General features: G+C 64.2%; 15 protein-coding genes. 5 read left to right on the top strand and 10 right to left on the bottom strand.

What is annotated here, in order from left to right:
* The first annotated feature begins 374 nt into the window (after nucleotides 1-374).
* The 4 genes from AC07PZ_RS08940 to AC07PZ_RS08925 all read left to right on the top strand — a co-directional run bounded on the left by AC07PZ_RS08940 (nucleotide 375) and on the right by AC07PZ_RS08925 (nucleotide 6,985).
* Complete coding sequence (locus tag AC07PZ_RS08940; protein WP_495294701.1) at nucleotides 375-2,180, top strand: ATP-binding protein; 1,806 nt, start codon at nucleotides 375-377, stop codon at nucleotides 2,178-2,180.
* Between the two features lie 64 nt (nucleotides 2,181-2,244).
* Complete coding sequence (gene mprF / locus AC07PZ_RS08935; RefSeq protein ID WP_495295153.1) at nucleotides 2,245-5,058, top strand: bifunctional lysylphosphatidylglycerol flippase/synthetase MprF; 2,814 nt, start codon at nucleotides 2,245-2,247, stop codon at nucleotides 5,056-5,058.
* A 77-nt stretch (nucleotides 5,059-5,135) separates the two neighbouring features.
* Nucleotides 5,136-6,467: a virulence factor family protein gene (locus tag AC07PZ_RS08930; protein WP_495294700.1), complete on the top strand. Its 1,332-nt coding sequence runs from the start codon at nucleotides 5,136-5,138 to the stop codon at nucleotides 6,465-6,467.
* Between the two features lie 185 nt (nucleotides 6,468-6,652).
* Entirely contained in the window at nucleotides 6,653-6,985 is a 333-nt protein-coding gene (locus tag AC07PZ_RS08925) for a hypothetical protein (protein ID WP_495294699.1), read from the top strand.
* Between the two features lie 17 nt (nucleotides 6,986-7,002).
* Here AC07PZ_RS08925 and AC07PZ_RS08920 read toward each other — a convergent pair whose 3' ends face one another.
* From AC07PZ_RS08920 to AC07PZ_RS08875, 10 genes are all read right to left on the bottom strand, one after another.
* On the bottom strand, nucleotides 7,003-7,221 hold the full coding sequence (locus AC07PZ_RS08920) for a hypothetical protein (protein WP_495294698.1): 219 nt from the start codon (nucleotides 7,219-7,221) through the stop codon (nucleotides 7,003-7,005).
* A gap of 402 nt (nucleotides 7,222-7,623) precedes the next feature.
* Nucleotides 7,624-8,634 (bottom strand): class 1 fructose-bisphosphatase, encoded by a 1,011-nt coding sequence (locus AC07PZ_RS08915; protein WP_495294697.1) that lies wholly within the window; start codon nucleotides 8,632-8,634, stop codon nucleotides 7,624-7,626.
* Between the two features lie 47 nt (nucleotides 8,635-8,681).
* Nucleotides 8,682-11,387, bottom strand: coding sequence for an aminopeptidase N (gene pepN, locus AC07PZ_RS08910; protein WP_495294696.1), 2,706 nt, complete (start codon nucleotides 11,385-11,387; stop codon nucleotides 8,682-8,684).
* Nucleotides 11,371-12,048: an HAD family hydrolase gene (locus AC07PZ_RS08905; RefSeq protein WP_495294695.1), complete on the bottom strand. Its 678-nt coding sequence runs from the start codon at nucleotides 12,046-12,048 to the stop codon at nucleotides 11,371-11,373. The genes pepN and AC07PZ_RS08905 overlap by 17 nt, the downstream gene beginning before the upstream one ends.
* Nucleotides 12,048-13,152, bottom strand: a protein-coding gene (gene prfB / locus AC07PZ_RS08900; RefSeq protein WP_495294694.1) for a peptide chain release factor 2 whose coding sequence is annotated in 2 segments (ribosomal slippage) — nucleotides 12,048-13,070 and nucleotides 13,072-13,152 — 1,104 coding nt in all. Because the reading frame shifts where the segments join, the coding sequence is not laid out codon by codon here. Before prfB ends, AC07PZ_RS08905 begins: the two co-directional genes overlap by 1 nt.
* An 83-nt stretch (nucleotides 13,153-13,235) precedes the next feature.
* Nucleotides 13,236-14,444, bottom strand: a complete 1,209-nt coding sequence (locus AC07PZ_RS08895; RefSeq protein ID WP_495294693.1) for a hybrid sensor histidine kinase/response regulator — start codon at nucleotides 14,442-14,444, stop codon at nucleotides 13,236-13,238.
* Nucleotides 14,434-15,036: a chemotaxis protein CheB gene (locus tag AC07PZ_RS08890; RefSeq protein ID WP_495294692.1), complete on the bottom strand. Its 603-nt coding sequence runs from the start codon at nucleotides 15,034-15,036 to the stop codon at nucleotides 14,434-14,436. The genes AC07PZ_RS08895 and AC07PZ_RS08890 overlap by 11 nt, the downstream gene beginning before the upstream one ends.
* 2 nt (nucleotides 15,037-15,038) lie before the next feature.
* Nucleotides 15,039-15,878, bottom strand: coding sequence for a CheR family methyltransferase (locus AC07PZ_RS08885; protein WP_495294691.1), 840 nt, complete (start codon nucleotides 15,876-15,878; stop codon nucleotides 15,039-15,041).
* The gene (locus AC07PZ_RS08880) at nucleotides 15,875-19,366 is read right to left on the bottom strand and encodes a response regulator (protein WP_495294690.1); all 3,492 of its coding nucleotides are present in this window, start codon (nucleotides 19,364-19,366) and stop codon (nucleotides 15,875-15,877) included. The genes AC07PZ_RS08885 and AC07PZ_RS08880 overlap by 4 nt, the downstream gene beginning before the upstream one ends.
* A 101-nt stretch (nucleotides 19,367-19,467) precedes the next feature.
* Nucleotides 19,468-20,388, bottom strand: coding sequence for an alpha/beta fold hydrolase (locus AC07PZ_RS08875; protein ID WP_495294689.1), 921 nt, complete (start codon nucleotides 20,386-20,388; stop codon nucleotides 19,468-19,470).
* Nucleotides 20,389-20,500: 112 nt separating this feature from the next.
* Between AC07PZ_RS08875 and AC07PZ_RS08870 the strand changes: the two genes are divergently transcribed.
* The gene (locus tag AC07PZ_RS08870; RefSeq protein ID WP_495294688.1) at nucleotides 20,501-21,562 is read left to right on the top strand and encodes an aldo/keto reductase; all 1,062 of its coding nucleotides are present in this window, start codon (nucleotides 20,501-20,503) and stop codon (nucleotides 21,560-21,562) included.
* The last annotated feature ends 8 nt before the right edge of the window (nucleotides 21,563-21,570 follow it).

Here is a 21,570-nt window from a genome sequence, read left to right as displayed (position 1 = left end):
CATGCCTCCACTGCGCAACCGGTTGGTGAGTGGGTATTTCATCAATCGGAAGTTTTCATTGATCTCCATACTTTCTCTTACATTTTGATGGTCGATATCCGGGGGATACCATTTTTGTTTTCAAATTCAAATTTTTCTCATGCTCTATCGAAGGGCCGTTTCAGTCATTCGCACTGAAAATTCATTCATTTTTGTGACATTTATATCAGTATCGAAGAATAGTTCTGATCTAATTTCTTGTCGCCAAACACTCTGTCTGGTCGGCGAGGAGGTTGAATAAACGTGCTTGACAGCGCCAGCGCCGTTTTGAATTCAAGTGACCGGTTTCGACACGGGCGATTTGGTGGGCCATTCCATGAAGGGCAAGAGTGCGGATGACGACGCCTGAGCCGAAAATTGAGGGACTCTATTCTGCGGAATTGCGCATTGCGCAGTCGGTTGCAGTCGTGAGGCAACTGCCGATGGTCATCTTTGGCAACGGCCTGGGTGCAATCATCGGCGCAATGGCCGTGAGCGGGAGCCAGTCCTGGCGTGATGCGTTGCCCATGATCGTGGTCATGTGGGGCCTGCTTCTTCCGGTGATATTCGGCTGGCTCCGCCTGCGACGCCGAGCTCGACCCAGCCGCGTGTCGCCGGCCCGAATTCGCAAGCTCGTTGCGTATTCCGGCTTGATCGGGCTGACTTGGGCGGCGTGCATGCTGTATTACCTGCCGCGCGTCAGTTTCGACATCCTGGCCTTTCTCGTCATGGGATGTGCGTTCCTGGCGGCCGGTGCTGCTGCCGCGTTCTACGTGATTCCGTGGGCTAGCGCGGCTTATGCAACGCCAATGTTTCTGGCTTCGCTGTATGTCACCGTCACCTTTCCGCATGCGTCGCAGCTCGAGCTATCACTGCTGATCCTTCTCATGGCCGCGGGGGTAGCGTGGATAACGCTGGCCAACTGGCGCAGCTTTCAGGTCATCACCGCCATCACCGCAGAGCGTGCCGAACTGCTGGCCAACGCCGAGGCGGCGATCATTGCGCGCAACCAGTTTCTCGAGAACGTGAGTCACGAATTGCGTACGCCGTTGACCGGCGTCATGGGTTATGCCGCTTTTCTGGATCAAGGCATGTCCGAACTGCCTCCGGACAAACGCGAGGCCGTGAGCTACCTCGCACGCGCAAGCCGCGTGCTGCTCATGCGCATCGACAATCTGCTGGACGTCTCGAAGCTGAGGGCCGGCCAATTGGATATCCAGGAGGATGCATTCGATGTGCAATGGCTGCTGGAACGCTGTTCGTCGGTGATGCGCGACAGTGCCGCAAAGAAGGGGCTGCATTTCAGTGTCTGGGATGAGCCCGGCATCCCGCGCCGGCTGATCGGCGACGCCGAAAAGCTGCTGCAGATCATGCTGAACCTTGTCGGAAATGCAATCAAGTTCACTGATCGAGGTGCGGTGTCCGTCAAGGTGGCTGCATCCATCCTGGCGGACCGCAGGACTTTCAGCTTTCGCGTCGATGTGACTGATACGGGCATCGGCATCACGCAAGACCAGCAAGCACGCGTCTTCGACCGTTTCTACCAGGCGGATGGATCCGTTGCGCGGCGTTTTGGCGGTGCAGGCCTGGGGCTCACCATTTCCAAGGCATTGGCCGAGCTCATGGGTGGCTCGCTGCATGTCACCAGCGATGGAAGCAATGGCAGCACTTTTTCTTTTGAAGTTCCAATGCGTGCCGTCGATGAGCCGGTTTTGCAGAGCCCGTCCAGTCCTGTTCTGATTGGAAATCGGCGCCGGATTCTGGTCGTCGATGACGATTTCCATATCCGCGAGTTTCTCGGGAGACTGTTGACGTCCCGCAACTGTGTGGTCACCCAGGCGGATTGCGGCGCACAGGCGATGGTCCAATGCGCAGGCCAGCCTTTTGATCTGATTTTGATGGACATTCAGATGCCTGGCATGACCGGTATCGAAACTGCGCAAAATATTCGTGATACCGAAGGTGCGAACCAACGGACACCCATGATCGCCGTCACGGGCTACCTGTCAAAGGACCGCGTGGGGGAGCTCAAGCGAGCAGGGTTCGACGCGCATCTGGGCAAGCCGGTTGCCGCGGAACTGCTGTTTTCGAAGGTCGAGGAGTGGCTGGCACGACCACGCACCGACATCGAGGTTGATCCGGCTCGCTCGCCTGAATACTGACGTTTTCAGCGCCTGGGCTTGCTGCTGGCACGGCCCGTAGTCCGCGCTCGCTTGCCTGGTGCGCATGTCGGAGCCTGGGGATTTTGGTTCGCGCCAAAACGGGTCACGCGAAATTGTCATCCGTTTGTGTCTTTTGACCGTTAATCCTGCAGCTCTGGCTGGCGCCGGGGCTCTGGTGGGACCGGCGCAGTACTGGCCGTCCATTATTCGGTTCTCGAGGTTTTCTGTGCAATCCACCCTGGCTCCTTCCGTCGGAAAGATCGAAGGCATCGGCACGCCCCCGTTGCCGCGCGCGTTGGAACGCAGCGGTCCGGACACCATCGGCGCCATGGCGTCCATCTGGTGGCCGCGGGCCAAGACCTGGGTCCTGATCGCCCTGGGTGTGTTGCTTGCCGTCGCGCTCGGCCAGGCGCTGCATGGCTTGCTGCGCGAGGTTCACTACGAAGACGTGATGAGCGCCGTCAAGCTGACGCCTGATTCCGACATCGTGCTGGCGCTGCTTGCCACTGCGGCCAGCTACATCGCGCTCACCAGCTACGACGCATCTTCGTTGCGCTACGCCGGCGCGAGCGTTGGCCGCACGACGGTGATGCTGACCTCGTTCGTCGCCTATGCACTTGCCAACACCATTGGCCTCGGGCCCCTCACCGGTGGTGCCGTGCGCACCCGCATGTATGCAGCGGCGGGCCTGGAACCGGGCCAGATCGCGCAAGTGATCGTGTTCAACGCCGTTGCGTTCGGCCTCGGCATCTCTGCCTTCGGCGCACTCGGCCTGCTTTGGGGCGCCGCTGACGTGGCGCCGCTGTTGCACGTGCCTGCCGGGCTGCTGCGTGCCGGCGCCTTTGCGCTGCTGCTGGGCCTGGGTGCTTTTCTGTGGCTCTGCGCGCGCCGGCGCGAGCTGCATCTCGGTTCGAGCTGGACACTGCGTTTGCCGACGGTGGGTCTCGCGGTTCAGCAACTGGTGATTTCCGCGCTGGAACTGGGTGCTTCCGCCATCGCGCTGTGGCTGCTGCTGCCTGGCGACCGCATCCCGCTTCCGACTTTTCTGGCTTTCTATGCGATCGCCGTGACGGCCGGCATCGTGAGCCACGTGCCCGGTGGCGTCGGTGTGTTCGAGGCCGTGATGTTGCTCGCCAGCGGCTCGCAGGTGCCGACCGAAGCAATGCTCGGCGCACTGCTGGTGTATCGCGGAATTTATTACGTGCTGCCGCTGGTTCTTGCGACTGCGCTCATCATCACGCACGAGTCGCGTTCCGGCGTTGCCGCGCCGATCGGTCGCGCGGCGGTGCGGCTGAGTCCGCGGCTGATGGCAGCGTTGGCGCTGATTGCCGGGCTCTGGCTGCTTGTGTCGGGCGCAACGCCGCTGACCGAGGACGCGAAAGAGATCTTGCATGCGCTGCGGGTGCCGTTGCCGCTGGTCGAGGCTTCCTTGTTTCTTGGCAGCGTAGCGGGCCTGGGCATGCTGCTCGTGGCGCGCGGTTTGTTCCACCGGCTCGACGCCGCATGGTGGGCTGCGCTCGGCCTGTCCGTTGTCGCGGCGGTCCTGGCGCTGCCGAAAGGCATCGCGCTCAACGAGGCGGCGTTGCTGGCCGTGATCGTCGTCCTGCTCGTCATTTCCCGCCACCAGTTCGATCGGCCTTCTTCGCTGTTCTCCCAGCGGCTCGAACCCGAATGGCTGTTGATGCTGGCATGCGTGTTTGCCGCGACGGTCTGGATCCTGTTCTTCGCTTACCAGGAGGTCGGATATGCCAACCGCCTGTGGTGGCAATTCGAGCTTGACGCCGAGGCGCCGCGTTCCCTGCGTGCGCTGCTCGGCGTAGCGCTGGGTGGTCTTGCATTCGGCATGTGGCATCTGCTGCGTCCGCCGGCTGGCGCATTGCCGGTGCCGTCGAAGGAAGACATCAACCATGCCGCCGCGATCGTGCGCGCCAATCCTGCCTCCGAGGGCTGCTACGCGCTCACCGGCGACAAGCACATGCTCTTCTCTCCATCGGGCAAAAGCTTCCTGATGTTCGGCAAGCAGGGACGTTCGTGGATATCGCTGTTCGGCCCTTTTGGTGATCGCCGCGAATGGGCGGATCTTGTCTGGCGCTTCGTCGAGCTGGCTTCCGCGCACGGCGGCCGCGCGGCGTTCTACCAGGTGCGTCCATCGACCCTGCCGCTTTTCCTGGACTGCGGCCTGCGGGCGTACAAGCTGGGTGAGCATGCGCACATCGAGCTGGCCGACTTCAGCCTCAAGGGTGCCAAGCGCGCCAATCTGCGTTCGGGCATGAACCGTGGCGACCGCGAAGGACTGGTGTTTCAGGTGCTCCAGCCCGCCGAGGTGGAAGCGGTGTTGCCCGAGTTGCGTGCCGTATCGGACGCGTGGCTGCAGCGGCAGAAAGCGCGGGAGAAGAGTTTCTCCATTGGCCGTTTCGATCCCGACTACCTGTTGCGTGGCCCCGTGGTGGTGGTTCGGCGCGAAGGGAAGGTCATTGCCTTTGCCAATCTGCTCGTCACGGATGCCCGTGAAGACGCCAGCGTGGATCTGATGCGGTACACGCCGGATTCGCCACCCGGCACCATGGATTTCCTGTTCGCCAAGACGCTGCTCCATCTCCAGGCCGAGGGCTACAAGCGCTTTGGTCTGGGCATGTCGCCGATGGCAGGCATGGCCATGCGCAGCCATGCGCCGCGCTGGCAACGGCTGTGCCGGCTGCTGTTCGACCATGGCGAGCGTTTCTACGGCTTCCGCGGGCTTCACAGTTTCAAGGACAAGTTCGAGCCGGTCTGGGAGGCGCGCTATCTGGCCGCACCGGGCGGTGTTGCGCCCGTGCTGTTGATGGTCGATCTGGCTGCCTTGGTTGGCGGTGGCGTGAAGGGCGCAGTATCCAAATGAGAGGCTGGTTGATGTATTGGTGCCGTTGGGCACCAGCGCTGCTGTGCGCGCTGACTTTCTCTTGGGCGGCGCCGCGCGTGAACGCCCAGGCGCTGCCTGCGCCGGTGAAGATGACGCACGGTCAGTTCGACGACATCCAGGTGTATCGGCCGAACGGGCCGGTTCAGCAGTTCGTGCTGCTGATGTCGGGCAGCGAGACACTGACCGCGAGCGATCGGCAACTGGCGCAATCCATGGCGGCCAAGGGCGCGATGGTGGCTGCGGTTCTGGTCCCGCCGTTCTACCGACGCAATATTCCCTTGAGCAAGGGATGCGTCTACGCGGCCGGAACGGTCGAGAACACCGCGCGCTACATCCAGGCGATCGAGAAGGTACCCACCTACATCGAGCCCTTGCTGGTCGGCACGGGCACGGCGGGATCGTTCGTTTATGCGCTGATGGCACAGGCCCCTGCAGACACGTTCACCGGCGCGCTTTCCGTCGGTTACTGCCCGCGGCTGATGCTGGACATGCCGCTCTGTGCGGCCAATGCGCTCCAGTGGCAGGCAACGGCCGGCGGTATCGATCTGGCGCCTGCACCGAAGCTGGCTTCTCCCTGGGCCGTGCTCGACACCGGAAGCGCCGCTGCCGCCTGCAACGCATCGCCCCGAAGTTTCACCGAACGGGTGCCGCAGGCGAGCTGGATCGCGCGTGCGGCCGGCGATACCGGCGAGATTCCGGCAGGCTTTGAAGCGGCCTATGCCAAGCTCGCTGCCCGCCGCGCTGCACTCGATATTGCGCCCACCCAGCTCGCGGACATCCCTGTCGTTGAAGTGCCGGCAACGGGCACCGAAAACCCGACGAGGTTTGCCGTGCTCATTTCCGGCGATGGCGGCTGGGCCAGCATCGACAAGCGGCTCGCTGCGTCGTTGGCAAAGAGCGGTATTCCCGTGGTCGGCCTTGATTCCCTTCGCTATTTCTGGACTGCACGCACACCGGACGGTGTCGCCGCCGATCTGAACCGCGTGATCCGCTATTACGCGGCGCGCTGGAAGCGCCCCGACGTGATGCTGATTGGCTTTTCCCAAGGCGCCGACGTCATGCCTTTTGCCCTGAATCGGCTGCCTGCCTCGACCCGGGCCAGCGTGCGCCTGACCGCGTTGCTCGCGCCTGGCAAGAAAGCGGCTTTTGAATTCCACGTTTCGAACTGGATTGGTGCGAGCGGCGACAAACCGATCGAACCCGAGGCGCGCAAGCTTACCGGTGCAACCCTGTGCGTTTACGGCGTGGAAGAAAAAGATTCGGCCCTGTGTCCTGACATCGCCGCCAACCCCGGCGTTCGCGTGCTAACGACGGCAGGCGGCCACCATCTGGGTGGCGATTACGACGCCATCGCGGCACGGATCATCGAGGCGACTCCGCCGCCCTGAGCATGCGGCTGCGATCTGGTGCAAATCGCAACAGATAGTTACGCATGAACGCATGTCACATGAAAAGTGCATAAGGTAAACCCTTAGCAGCCTCTCGCTGGCTGCTTCCATCAACGGTGATCGCGATGGGCGGCATGGGTTCTGCATCCATGAAGCCGTCATTCGCGTGACGGAAGGGTGCCGAAATGAAGGACGACTTGGGTCAGACCCGCTTCAGCAAGTGGAAAGCCGATTCTCGGGAAAACAGCTTTGCTTCTCGCCTTTTGAAGGAATGGCTGCAATGGCGTTGTGGCTGCACGCAGCGGACAGCTGCAATGGCCATGGGCTCGCTTCCTTCCGACTATGGACTCGATGATCTCGTGTCGTCGGTATTCGTGTTCATGGGTGTTGCCAACCGCGCAGCGCCTACGCCGCCGCGTTACAACTCATGGCGCAAAAGTGCGAGCTTCGGCGGTTCAAAGCCGAATTGGGCGGACGAACGCCATGTCGTGTGGCGTCATCTCACATCCGGTCTTTGATTCTGAAATTGCGCGAATCAGGCGTGATGGTGCGGGCCGAAGTGCGAATTTCTTTCGCGCTGGGCCCGGAATCGCATCTTGCGGGCGGGAGCGCGGACTCGGCGCGGTCGCTGTGTACGTCTGCCTAGCAGCTCATCCGCTTCGTCGGCCAGTGACGCAACCTTCATCATGCTGAAGGCGCTGAGCCCGAAGAAGATGTAAGTCAGGGCGGCGGCGGTGAGGATCAGTGCAAACATGGCGTTCTCGGATAGTTTTCTCGCAGATGCGATTTATTTCGCATGCGTGTAAGACTATCACCGCCTATTTCTTCGCAATACGGTAGAAATCCCGCCGGGTTTATGCCTAATGACAATCCCCGAGAGCCGTCAAAGTGACCTGAATTGGTGCATTTTTTCAGGGTGAAGGCAAATGCGTCGCATGCGGTAATCTGCAGAATTAATTGTCGAATTAGCTGAATTCACCAATTTTGTGCAGTTTCAAAAAGAAATTCATTCGTGAACTTCTGTTTCAAATTGCTCAAAACGTTGTCAACCTACGTGCCACAACACCCGCCGGAAGAATGAGGACGATGCAAGATCGTGTTCCCGGTTCTTGGCCGGCGGCTCCGGCAGCGGGCAGGGCGAGCCTGCCCGCACTTGTTACGCCGTGTGGTAGCCCGTCAGTCGCTCGACTTCGTTCTTCGAACCCAGAACAACGCTCACCCGTTCATGCAACTTGCCTGGCTGCAGGTCCAGGATGCGTTCACGGCCGTTGGTGGCAGCGCCGCCGGCTTGTTCGACGAGCCAGCTCATCGGGTTGGCTTCGTACATCAGCCGCAACTTGCCCGGCTTTTCAGGTTCGCGCTTGTCCCAGGGGTACATGAAGACGCCGCCGCGCATCAGGATGCGGTGCACGTCGGCCACCATGCTGGCAATCCAGCGCATGTTGAAGTCCTTGCCGCGCGGGCCGTCCTTGCCCGCCAGGCATTCGTCGATGTAGCGCTTCACCGGCTCGTCCCAGTGGCGCATGTTGCTCATGTTGATCGCGAATTCCTTGGTGTCGGCCGGGATCTGGATGTCTTCCTGCGTGAGCACGAAGGAGCCCTGCTCGCGGTCGAGCGTGAACATGGCGACGCCATTGCCGACCGTCAGCACCAGCGTGGTCTGCGGGCCATAGATGCAATAGCCTGCGGCCACCTGCTTCGCGCCGGCCTGGAGGAAGTCGGCCTCGTGCACGCCAGGATGGTCATCTGGCTTCTTCAGCACGCTGAAAATCGTCCCGATGCTGACGTTCACGTCGATGTTGCTCGAGCCGTCGAGGGGATCGAACAGCAGCAGGTATTCGCCTTGCGGATAGCGGTTGGGCACGACGTAGATCGTGTCCATTTCCTCGCTGGCCATGGCGGCCAGGTGACCGCCCCATTCGTTGGCCTCGATCAGCACTTCGTTGGCAATGATGTCCAGCTTCTTCTGGACTTCACCTTGCACGTTCTCGCTTTCGGCGGTGCCGAGCGCGCCGCCCAGGGCGCCCTTGGTGACGGCCTGGCTGATGCTCTTGCAGGCGCGGGCGACGACTTCGAGCAGCAGCCGCAGCTGTCCGGGAATGAGGCCGTCGGCGCGTTGCTGCTCGACGAGATAGCGGGTGAGGGATATCTTGGGTGGTTGGGCCATGGTTGCTTTCTTGAAATACGAATTCGGAAGAATTCAGGTCGTGCCGATCAGCCGGCCAGCGCGCGGGTCACCACCTCGTGCGTGTCCTTGCTGAGGTCGGGCTTGGCGGCCACGCGGGCGATGGCTTCGCGGGCAGCGCTGCGGTAGGGTTCGGCCAGCTTGCTCCAGCGGTCGAGCGCGCGTGCCAGGCGTGCAGCCACTTGCGGGTTGATGGCGTCGAGTTCCATCACGCGCTCGCTCCAGAACACGTAGCCGGCGGCGTCGGGGCGGTGGAGCGCGCCGGGGTTGGCGCTGCAGTAGCTGAAGATCACGCTGCGCGCGCGGTTCGGGTTCTTCAACGAGAAATCCGGGTGCTTCATCAGTTGCTTGACCAGCGGCAGCACGTTGCCGCCACGGTCCGGCGAGCCGGCCTGCAGCGAGAACCACTTGTCGATGACCAGCGCTTCGTCCTTGAAGATCGCGTGAAAACGCGCCAGCGCCTGACCGGCGAGCGCATTGCCCGAAGCCACCAACGCACTGAGCGCATTGAAGCGATCGGTCATGTTGCCCGCGTCCTTGAAGCGCTGCAGCGTCTTGCCGGGCCACACGGCGTCACCGGTTTCGCGCGCCGCCAGGCACAGGTGCGTGAGCGCCATGCCGGCCAGCGCGCGGCGGCCGGCCGACAGCGGATCGGGCGTGTAGGCACCGGTGTCCTGGTTGGCTTCGTAGGCCTGCTCCCAATCGGAGAAGAGCGCTGCCGCCAACTGGGCGCGCATCGCTTCGCGCACGGCGTGCACGCGCTGCGGATCGACCACGTCGAGCTGTTCGGCGATGTAGGTTTCGGACGGCAGCGTCAGTACCAGTTCCTTGAATGCCGCATCGAGCTTCGGATCGCGCAGCACGCTGCGCATCGCATCGACATAAGCCTCGCCGAGCACCGGCGTGCCAATGGTCGACGGCGCGCCGACGGCTGCGATGGCGCTGCGCAGCGCCAGGCGCTGGCCGGCTTCCCACCGGTTGAACGGGTCGAGGTCGTTGGCCAGCAGCGTGAGCAGCTCGGCGTCGGTGTAGCTGAAGTCGAGCACCACCGGTGCGCTGAAGCCGCGCAGGATCGACGGTACCGGCTGGGCGTCGACGTCGACGAAGACGAATTCCTGGGTGGCTTCGGTCAGCACCAGCGTCCGCGTGCCGTGCACGGCGTCGGTATCGCCGGCCAGGCGCATCTGCAGCGCACGGCCGTCTTCGGAGAGCAGGCCGAGATTCACCGGGATCACGAACGGCAGCTTGTTCGGCTGTCCCGGGGTGGGCGCGCAGCTCTGCGTGAAGCTCAGCGTGTAGGTGCGTGCGTCGGCGTCGTAGCGGCCGGCGGCGGCCAGGCGCGGCGTGCCGGCCTGGCTGTACCAGCGCTTGAACTGCGGCAGCAGTCGCGCCAGATCGGAGTCCGGGTTGGCGTCGGCAATCGCCTGCGCGAAGTCGTCGCAGGTCACGGCTTGGCCGTCATGGCGTTCGAAGTACAGCGTGATGCCGCGTTCGAAGCCCTTGCGGCCGACCAGCGTCTGCATCATCCGCACGACCTCGGCACCCTTCTCGTAGATCGTGACGGTGTAGAAGTTGCTGATCTCGATGTAGCTGTCGGGCCGCACCGGGTGCGCCATCGGGCCGGCGTCCTCGGGGAACTGGGCGGTGCGCAGCACGCGCACGTCCTCGATGCGCTTGACCGCGCGTGCCGACGCGTCGGCGCACAGGTCCATGCTGAATTCCTGGTCGCGGAAGACGGTCAGGCCTTCCTTGAGCGAGAGCTGGAACCAGTCGCGGCAGGTCACGCGGTCGCCCGACCAGTTGTGGAAGTACTCGTGGCCGACCACGCTTTCGATGTTGCTGTAGTCGGCGTCGGTGGCGGTCGCCTGGTTGGCGAGAACGTACTTCGTGTTGAAGATGTTCAGGCCCTTGTTTTCCATCGCGCCCATGTTGAAGTCGCTGGTTGCGACGATCATGAAGCGGTCGAGGTCGAGCGGCAGGCCGAAACGGGTTTCGTCCCACAGCACCGAGTTGACGAGCGAGTTCATCGCGTGCTCGGTCTTGTCGAGGTCACCCGAGCGCACGTAGACCTGCAGCAGATGTTCCTTGCCGGCGCGCGTGGTGATGCGCTGTTCGCGTGCGACCAGCTTGCCCGCGACCAGCGCGAAGAGGTAGCTGGGCTTGCGGAACGGATCGACCCACTTGGCGAAGTGGCGTCCTTCGTTGCCCGGACCTTGCAGGTCACCGCTTTCGACCAGGTTGCCGTTCGACAGCAGCACCGGATAGGCAGCCTTGTCGGCGCGCAGCGTCACGGTGTAGCTCGCCATCACGTCGGGACGGTCGAGGAAGTAGGTGATGCGGCGGAAGCCTTCGGCCTCACATTGCGTGAAGAAGGTGTTCTCGCTCACGAACAGGCCCATGAGCTTGGTGTTCTTCGCGGGGCAGCAGGTGGTGAAGATCTCGAGCTCGAAGGCGTCGGGCAGGTTGTCGATCACCAGTTGGCCGGCTTCCATGCGGAACGAGGCGCCATGGCCGTCGACCAGCACGCGCGCGAGGTTCAGTTCGTCGCCATCGAGCCGCAGCGGGCCGGTGGGTTGCTCGGGATTGCGGCGCAGGCGCATGCGGTTGAGCACGCGCGTCTTGGCGGGGTCGAGATCGAAGGTCAGTTCGACCGTGTCGATCCACCATGCGGGGGCGACGTAATCCTCGCGGCGGATCGCCATCGGCTGTCCTTGTCCATCACGCAGTCGCAACATCGAGTGTCTCCAGAAAATTCGTAAGGGCGAGTTCTTCGTAGTCGCGGACGGCCGCAATCACATGCGGCCCCGCGAGTTCCGCCGGGGTATGGGTGGTGCAGACGGCGACGGCACGCATGCCGGCGCGTCGTGCGGCTTCGATGCCGAAGGGCGCGTCCTCGAACACGACGCAGCGCTCTGGCGCCACGCCGATGCGGCGGGCTGCCTCCAGGAAGATGGCGGGCTGCGGTTTGCCGGGAAGGCCTTCGTCGCCGCGCACGATGGTCAGCGGCAGCGGCTCCATGTTGAGCCGCGACATCACGAATTCGACGTTGTATTGATCACCGGCCGTTCCGACAGCAATCTTCAGGCCACGCGCAGCCGCACGCGCGGCGAACACGCGAAATCCGGCGACTTCGGCGAAGGCCGCGCCGAAGAGTTCGCGGTAGATCGATTCCTTCTCGTGCGTGATCTCGGCGCTTTCCTCCAACGTGGCTTCACGCTCCAGCAGCGCCGAGGCGCACTCGAAGGCGTTTCGCCCCGTCGTGCGGCGCATCAGGTCGGGTACGTCGAGCGAAAGCTCGCGACGGCGCGCGAACTCGACCCATGCCTTGGCGTGCCAGGGCATGGAGTCGATCATGGTGCCGTCCATATCGAAGATGAACGCCTCGATCCGCGCCATCAGACGCCTTGCTTCAGCGATGCCTCGATGAACACATCGAGATCGCCGTCGAGCACCTTCTGCGTTGCCGAGACTTCGACGTTGGTGCGCAGGTCCTTGATGCGGCTGTTGTCCAGCACGTAGCTGCGGATCTGGTGGCCCCAGCCCACGTCGGTCTTGCTGTCCTCGAGCTTCTGCTGCTCTTCCTGGCGCTTGCGCATCTCGTGGTCGTACAGGCGCGAGCGCAGGCGCTTCCACGCCACGTCGCGGTTGCTGTGCTGGCTGCGGCCGTCCTGGCACTGCACCACGATGCCGGTCGGGATGTGCGTGAGCCGCACGGCCGAGTCGGTCTTGTTGATGTGCTGGCCGCCAGCGCCGGACGCGCGGAAGGTGTCGGTGCGCACGTCCGACGGATTGATGTCGATCTCGATCGAGTCGTCGATTTCCGGGTAGACGAAGATGCTCGCGAAGCTGGTGTGGCGCCCACCCGACGAGTCGAAGGGCGACTTGCGCACCAGCCGATGCACGCCGGTCTCGGTGCGCAGCAGGCCGAAGGCGTAGTCGCCTTCGACCTTGATGGTCGCGCCCTTGATGCCGGCCGTGTCGCCTGCGGTCTCGTCCTCGATCTGCGTCTTGAAGCCTTTGCGCTCGGCGTACTTCAGGTATTGGCGCAGCAGCATGCTGGCCCAGTCGCAGGCTTCGGTGCCGCCGGCACCCGCCTGGATGTCGACGAAGGCGTTCAGCGGATCGGCCGGGTTGTTGAACATCCGGCGGAACTCGAGCTGCTTGATGTCGGCTTCGAGCACGGCGGCGTCATCGGCGATGGCCTGCAGGCCATCCATGTCGCCGTCTTCCTTCGACATCTCGAAGAGCTCGGTGTTGTCGGAGAGGCCACTGGTGAGCCGGTCGAGCGTGACGACGACGTCGTCGAGCGACTTCTTCTCGCGTCCCAGTTCCTGGGCCTTCTTCGGGTCGTTCCAGACGTTCGGGTCTTCGAGCGACGCGTTGACCGTCCTCAGGCGTTCGGCTTTGGCATCGTAGTCAAAGATACCTCCGTAAATCGACCGTGCGAACGCTCAGGTCTGCAAGGTTGGCGCCGATTTGGTTGATTTGCTCTGCATCCATGGGGTGTCCTGACGGTGTTCGGGGAAAACGTCGATTTTCTCATGCTCTGCCACTGCCTTGGCGGCGCAAGGAATGCACGCAACTCACTCCGTGGGCGCAGGCGACTGAAGCGGCAGTTCGACAGTGAAGAGCGCGCCTTTGCCCGGCTCGCTTTGCAGGTGGATCTCGCCGCCATGGAGCTGCACGATCTGCCGCGTGATGAACAACCCGAGGCCCAGCCCGGCCGCGTGCTTGCGGCTGTCGTCGGTGCGCTCGAACTGCTCGAAGATGCGCGCCTGGTCTTCCGGCGCGACGCCGATGCCGCCGTCGCGCACCGACATCAGCGCATGGTGAACGCCCTGCGCGGCCACGCGGATGTCGACCGGGTGCGCACCGCCATAGCGCAGCGCGTTGGTCAGCAGGTTGGTCAGCACCTGCTCGATGCGGAATTCGTCCCAGATGCCATGCACCGGCGCAGGCGCATCCAGCCGCAGCACTGCGCCGACCGCGTCGGCCTGCTGCGCCAGGCTTTCGACCACGCGCCGCGCCAGCGCCGCCAGGTCGACCAGCTTGGGCTTGATCGACAGCGTGCCGCTGCGCATGCGGGTGACGTCGAGCATGTCGTCGATCAGCCGGACCATGTTCTGGATCTGGCGCTGGTCGCGCTCGATCATGGCCGGCAGCTTCTCGTTGGCGAAGGGCGCCATGTTGCCCTTCGACAGATGCAGCTTGCGCACCTGCGTTTCGAGATACAGCGTATTGAGCGGCGTGCGCAGCTCGTGCGAAACCATCGACATGAAGTCGTCGCGCATGCGCACTGCGCGCTCGAGGTCGCGCTGCGTGGTCTGCAACTGGCAGACCAGAGCCGCCTGCTGCCGGTGCGCCTCGGCCAGGGCCTCCATCTCGTGGCGCAGCGCCTTGCGGTGGCGATGCAGGTCGACGAACACGTTGACCTTGCTGATGACCACGTGCGGATCGAGTGGCTTCTGCAGAAAGTCGACGGCGCCGCTTTCGTAGCCCTTGAACGCGTAGTTCATCTCGCGGCCCGCAGCGCTCACGAAGATGATCGGAATGTGGCGCGTGCGCTCGGTGCTGCGCATCATCTCGGCGAGCTCGAAGCCGTTCATGCCCGGCATCTGCACGTCGACGATGGCCAGCGCGAACTCGTTTTCGAGCAGCAGGTCGAGCGCCTGTTCGGCCGAGCTGGCCTGAAACACCGGCTGGGCGGGCGCACGGATGAGCGCCTCCAGTGCCAGCAGGTTTTCCGGAAGGTCGTCGACGATCAGCAGCTTGCTTTCGACTTCAAATTGCATGAATGGCGTCCAGTTGCAACAGCAAAGCGCGGAGTTTGGAGAGTGGCAGCACGTGGTCTGGCGCGTGCCGCTGCATGGCGGCGAGCGGCATGACATCGACCTGCGCCTCCGTCGGTTCCTGCACCGCCGTCAGGCCGCCGGCCTCGTGAATGCGCAGCAGGCCTTCGGCGCCGTCGTCGTTGGCGCCGGTCAACAGCATGCCGGCGAGCCGGGCGCCGTAGGCATCGGCGGCCGAGCTCATCAGCACGTCGATCGACGGACGCGACCAGCGCACGGGCGCCTCGCAGCTCAGCGAAAACACATGCGTTCGCTCGATCGACAGGTGGTAGCCCGAGGGCGCGAAGTAAAGCGTGCCCGGCGTGACGGCCGCCTTGTCCGCCGCCTCGCACACCGGGATCGGCAGCCGATGCTGGAACACCTCGGCCAGCCGGCTGTCGTAGGCCTCGGGCAGGTGCAGCACCACGACCACCGGCAGCCGCCATCCCACGGGCAGTTCACCCAGCAACACGATCAGCGCGTCGATGCCGCCGGCCGACGCGCCGATCACGACGGCGTCGACTTGCGGAACGGTGGTTGCGCGCGCAGCTTTCATGCTCAGACCTTGCGATAGATGCGTTCGGCGCGTGCCAGCGTATCGAATCGGTCGGCGTAGCCGGAAAAATCGATGCTTTCCTTCGAGCCAAGGCCCAGGAAGCCGCGGTAGCACAGCGACTCGTGGAACAGGCCGAGGGCACGGTCCTGCAGTTGGCGATTGAAGTAGATCAGCACGTTGCGGCACGAGATGAGGTGCGTCTCGGCGAACACGCTGTCCGTCGCCAGGCTGTGGTCGGCAAAGATCACGTCCTGCACGAGCGAGCTGTCGAACCGCGCGGCCTCGTAGGCCGCGGTGTAGTAGTCGGAGAAGGCCTGCCGGCCGCCGGAACGCTGGTAGTTGGCGGTGTAGCCGCGCACGGCCTCCAGCGGGAAGATGCCCTGGCGGGCTTTCTCGAGCGAAGCCGGATTGATGTCGGTCGCATAGATCTGCGTGCGCTTCAGCAGGCCTTCCTCGCGCAGCAGGATCGCCAGCGAATACGCTTCCTCGCCGGTGCTGCAGCCGGCCACCCAGACCTTGATCGACGGGTAGGTGTGCAGCACCGGTATCACCTGCTCGCGCAGCGCGAGGAAGTAGCCCGGATCGCGAAACATCTCGCTGACCGGGATCGTGAGGAACTGCAGCAGCCGGCCGAAGACGGCGGGGTCGCGCAGCACGCGCTCCTGCAGCGCCGAGATGTTCGGCACGTTGAGTTGCGTCAGCGCATACAGCACGCGCCGCTTCTGCGACGCGCCGGTGTAGTCGCGGAAGTCGTAGCTGTACTTGAGGTAGATCGCCTCCATCAGCAGCCGCAGTTCGATTTCGGTCGCGCTGGGCGGAACCCGCGCCACGGGTGTCTTCACAGGCGCTCCATCTTGGGCATCCAGACGCGCAGCAGCGAGAACAGGCGGTCGAGGTCGACGGGCTTGGCGAGGTAGTCGCTCGCACCCGCGGCCAGGCACTGCTCCTGGTCGTCCTTCATCGCCTTGGCGGTGACGGCGATCACGGGCAGCTTCTCGAAACGAGGGTCCTGGCGCAGCCGTCGCGTGGCTTCGAGGCCGTCCATCTCCGGCATCATCACGTCCATCAGAACCAGGTCGATGTCGCTGACCTGGTCGAGTTTTTCGAGCGCCTCGCGGCCGTTGCGGCCGATCTCGACGGTGGCACCGCGCTGCTCCAGCGCACTGGTGAGGGCGAAGATGTTGCGCACGTCGTCGTCCACCAGCAGGATGCGCCGGCCCTCGAAGGCTCGGTCACGGCCACGCGCCGTCTTGAGCATGGTCTGGCGTTCGCTCGACAGGTCGGCCTCGACCTTGTGCAGGAACAGCGTGACCTCGTCCAGCAGGCGCTCGGGCGAGCGAGCGCCCTTGATGATGATCGAACGCGAATAGCGCAGCAGGTCGGCTTCCTCGTCGCGCGTGAGGTTGCGCCCGGTGTAGACGATGACCGGCGGGAACGAGCAGATCTCCTCGGTCGCCATGCGCTTGAGCAGTTCGCTGCCCTGCATGTCGGGCAGGCGCAGGTCGGTGATCATGCAATCGAAGACGCGGGCGCGCAGCAGTTCCAGCGCTTCCTCGCCGGATTCGACGGCGGTGATGACGACGTCGTCGTCGCCGATCAGCCGCATGACCGACTCGCGCTGCAGCGCGTCGTCCTCGACCAGCAACACGGTCTTCACCTTCTGCGTCAGCTTCTCCTCGAACTTGCGGAACACGTCCTTCAACTGGTCGCGCGAGGTCGGCTTGAGCGCATAGCCGATGGCGCCCATGTGCAGCGCGGCTTCGCTGTGGTCCTGCGCGGACACCACGTGCACCGGGATGTGGCGCGTGCGGGGCTCGTCCTTCAGGCGCTGCAGCACGCCGAGGCCGGGACTGTCGGGCAGCCGCATGTCGAGCAGGATGGCGTCCGGCACGAACTGCAGCGCGAGGTTGAAGCCGTCCGTCGCACCGTGCGCGACCAGGCAGCGATAGCCGAGCTCGTGCGCCATGTCGTACAGGATGTGGGCGAACTGGGGTTCGTCCTCGATGACCAGCACGCGGCGCACATGATCGCGCGGCAGGTTGCGGTCGTCGGAGAACTGAGGGAGCGGTGGCGGTGGTGCCACGGCGGGCACCGCCTGCGGCACGTTCTGCGCTGGCGCCGCCGATGTCGTGCGAGGCGCAACCGGCGCACGGTAGGCCGTGCCGGCCGGCGCAGGCGGCACGGCCTGCGGCGCTTCCGCCGGCAGTTCGAGCCGGAAGGTGCTGCCCTTGCCGGGCGTGCTGTCGACCTTGAGCGTGCCGCCCAGCAGGCGCGTCAGGTCGCGCGAGATCGACAGGCCGAGGCCCGTTCCGCCGTAGCGGCGGCTGGTGGTGCCGTCCGCCTGGCGGAAGGCCTCGAAAATCACCTCTTGCTGGCTTGGCTGGATGCCGATGCCCGAATCGGTGACCTCGAACACGGCGCCGCCAGCCGCTCCCGCGGACACGGTGAGCGAGACCTCGCCACGGTCGGTGAACTTCAGTGCGTTGGACAACAGGTTCTTGAGGATCTGTTCGACACGCTGCCGGTCGGTCACGAGCGTGGCCGGCGTGCCCGGCCGCAGTTCGACCCGGAAGTTCAGCTGCTTCTGCTGTGCCAGCGGCGTGAAGGTCATGGCCAGGCTGTCGGTGAGGCGCGAGAGCCCGATGTCCTCGGCCACGACTTCGAGCTTGCCGGCCTCGACCTTGGCAATGTCCAGGATGTCGTTGATCAGCACGAGCAGGTCGTTGCCGGACGAGTAGATCGACTCGGCGAACTTGACCTGCTCGATGCTCAGGTTGCCTTGTGGATTGCCGCTCAGCAGCTTGGCCAGGATCAGCGCACTGTTGAGCGGTGTGCGCAACTCATGCGACATGTTCGCAAGAAATTCCGACTTGTAACGGCTGGCACGTTGAAGCTCTTCGGCGCGTTCTTCCAGATCGGTCTGTGCCCGGCGCAACGCTGCGTTGCGCATGTCCAGCGCTTCGGTGCGTTCCGACAGCTGGCTGTTGGTCTGTTCGAGCTCGGCCTGCTGGTTCTCGAGCGTGGCCTGCGATTCGCGCAGCGCACGCGACTGTTCCTCCAGCTCCTCGTTGGCCGTGCGCAGCTCTTCCTGCTGAACCTGCAGTTCCTCGTTGAGCTGCTGGGTCTCGGCCAGCACGTCCTGCAATTGCTCGCGGTAGCGCACGGCGGCGACCGAATTGCCGATGTTGGTGGACACCAGGTCGAGCAGGGCGCGTGTGCGTTCGTCGGGTGACTGCAGCAGGCCGAGTTCGATCACGGCATTCACGCGCCCGTCGTTGAGGATCGGCAGCATCACCGCAGCCTGTGGCGCCATGTCGCCGAGGCCGGTGTTGACGCGCAGATAGTCGCTGGTCACGGGTTCGATCAGCAGCAGCCGCTTGTCGGCAGCGGCCTGGCTGACCAGGCTTTCGTTCGGGCCCAGAACCTGCGGACGAGCTTCGGCCTCGGGAGAAAAACCATAGCTGGCCGTGCGCCGCAGCGAGCCGTCGCGCTCTCGCGTGTAGACCGCACCGACGACGCTGCCGATGTGGCGTGCGAAGAACTCGAGGATCTGGCGGCCCATGTCCTGGCCGTTGAGTTCGCCGACAAGGTCGCCGACCAGCTCGGTCTGGGCGCTGCGCAGCCAGGCTTGCCGCTGCAGGACTTCGGCGTGCGCCTCCTGTTCCCGAAGAACGGTGTCGTAGCTGCCCGAGAGCCGTACCAGCTGGCGCCGGCCGAAGAACGCCAGCAGCCCGGTCAGCGTGAAAGTGAAGACCAGAAACAGACCGATGACCAGGATGCTCGTGCGGTTGGCGTCGTTGTTGCGCTGAAAGCGCAGCGTCTGTTCGGTGTCGATGAAATCTGCGAACTCGGAACGCATGTCGTCCGTGAGGCTCTTGCCGCGCCCGCGGACCACCGCGCTTGCGTAGTCGCCGGAGTTGCGCTTGGCCGTGATGAGCTCGCGTGCGTAGGCGATCCACGTGTTCTGCAGGTTGAGGATGCGATTGAGCCGTTCGACTTGCTGCCCGTTGTCCGACACCAGCGTCCGAAGGCCGTTGAGGTCGCCGACGATGCGGATCTCGGCGCGGTCGTAGGGCACCAGAAAGCTCTCGTCCCCACTGATCAGGAAGCCGCGCATGCTGCTTTCCATGTCGATGCTGCGGCGCTGGATCTCCGCCGCCGTGCGCGTCACGCGGTCGGTGTGCTCGACCCAGCCGATCACCGACAGCAGATAGAAGATCAGTGACACGAACACCACTGCGCCGATCAGCCCGCCCGCGAGCGGGAGCTTCACGTTGCGGCTCAGCAGTCGCTGGAAATCCCGGGGGTCGATGGTCGTCGCTGTTTTCATTGGGAAGGCTCGGGAAGCAAAACCCGCCGAGTCTGCCCGATGTGTCAGCTTGTTTCTGTCGGATAACGCCGCGCCCGTCCGGCGCTCCGGCGTGGCGGTCCTCAGCGGGCGAAGAACTCCTCGATGAGCGCCGCAGCCTGCGCGGGCTGGTCGTGGTGCAGCATGTGGCCCGCGTCATCGACCCGGGCGAGCCTCACGTCGGGTACCGATTTGAGGCGCTCGTGGTATTCGTCCAGGGAGTAGCTGGTGCCCCACCAGCCCTTGAAACTGTCGTCGGATGCTTCCACCGCCAGCACCGGCGCGCTGATGCGTGCATACAGCGCCAGCGTTTCGTCGACGCGAAAGATGTTCGCGTTGATGATCTTGTGGGCCGCGTCGCCGAGGATCGCCCAGCGCTGGCTGCCATCCGCGTCGTCGATGTCGCTGGCCGCCCAGTGGCTCGCCAGCCAGTCCGCCTTGTCCTGCGTGAGGCGGGGGTTGGTCTTCCTCAGGCGACGGGAAACGCCGTCGACCGAGTCGTAGCGTGCGAGTGCCATCTTGCCGTCGTGCAACCGCTTCAGCTCGTCGATCCACTTGCCGTAGCGGCTCGGCGCTTCTTCGGGCGCGCGGCTCGGCATGCCGAAGCCTTCGAAATTGACCAGCCGGCGCACGCGCTGCGGCCGCACGCCGCCGTAGTGCATGGCGATGTTGCCGCCCATGCTGTGGCCGACCAGGTCGACGGGCCGGTCGCCGGCGTAGTGGTCGAGCAGCCAGTCGAGGTCGGCGAGGTAGTCGGGCATCCAGTAGTTGTCGACGTCGCCGCCGTGCGTGAGACCGAAGCCGCGCCAGTCCGGTGCCACGATGAAGCGCTGCTGCGCCATGGCGTCGACCACGAACTGCCACGACGCGCCGACGTCCATCCAGCCATGCAGCAACACCAGCGGCGGCTGCGTGGACGACGGCTCACCCCACAGGCGCACGTGGTAGCTGAGCTTGCGGACAGGCACGAATTCGGTGCGCGAGGGGCGGAGGGCTTGGTACATGCGCCGAATCATAGAAGCCAGTGCGGACCTTCGCCGCCACCCGCGGGACAGCGCGGCGCCGATCCGATGCCGTGTCGTGCACGGGTCGAGGGACGACGGTAGCATTCCGCGCATGAACAAAATCCAACTCGGCCAAAGCGATCTGCACGTCACTCCGATCTGCCTTGGCACCATGACCTTCGGCGAGCAGGTGGACGAAACCACCGCGCATGCCATCCTCGATCGTTCGCTCGAACGCGGCATCGATTTCATCGACACCGCCGAGATGTACGCCGTGCCGGCGCGCAAGGAAACCTACGGTGCGACGGAAACCATCATCGGCAACTGGTTCGCCAGGAACCCCGGCGCCCGCGGCAAGCTCACGCTGGCCACCAAGGTCGCCGGCCCGTCGCGCGGCATGCCCTGGGTCCGCGAGGGCAAGGGCATGACGGCGAGCGACATCGTGGCGTCGTGCGATGCCAGCCTGAAGCGGCTGAAGACCGACGTGATCGACCTGTATCAGATTCACTGGCCGGAACGCCATGTGCCGGCCTTCGGCAACCTGTACTACGACCCGGAAAAGGAGACGTCTGTCACCTCGATCCACGAGCAGCTCGAGGCGTTCAGCGGGCTGGTCAAGGCAGGCAAGGTGCGCTACATCGGCTTGTCGAACGAAACGCCCTACGGCGTGCACGAATTCGTCCGGTTGGCCGAGCAGCATCAACTGCCGCGCGTCGCGACCGTGCAGAACGTCTATTGCCTCTTGAGCCGCGGCGCCGAGAACGGCCTGGACGAAACCATGCACCGGCTCGACGTGTCCTTGCTGGCCTATTCCCCGCTGGCCTTCGGCCTGTTGACGGGCAAGTACGACCAGAGCGGCATCGAAGGGCCGGATGCGCCGAAGGGCGCGCGCATTTCCAGCTACGAATCGGTGCGCAAGCAGCGCTGGGGACGTCCGGATGCGCTGAGGGCTGCGCGGCTGTACAACGCGCTGGCCCGCGAGCACGGCCTGACGCCGACGCAGCTGGCGCTCGCGTTCTGCTACACGAAATGGCAGGTCGCCAGCACCATCATCGGCGTGACCTCGGTCGCCCAGCTCGACGAGGACCTGGACGCATGGGGCACGACGCTGTCGCCCGAACTCCTGGCCGCGATCGACAAGATTCGCTGGGACATCCGCGACCCCGCCAATTGATCGGCCGC

This window comes from Variovorax sp. GW821-FHT10B04, assembly GCF_059415645.1.
This window is presented reverse-complemented; position numbering and strand designations above follow the sequence as displayed.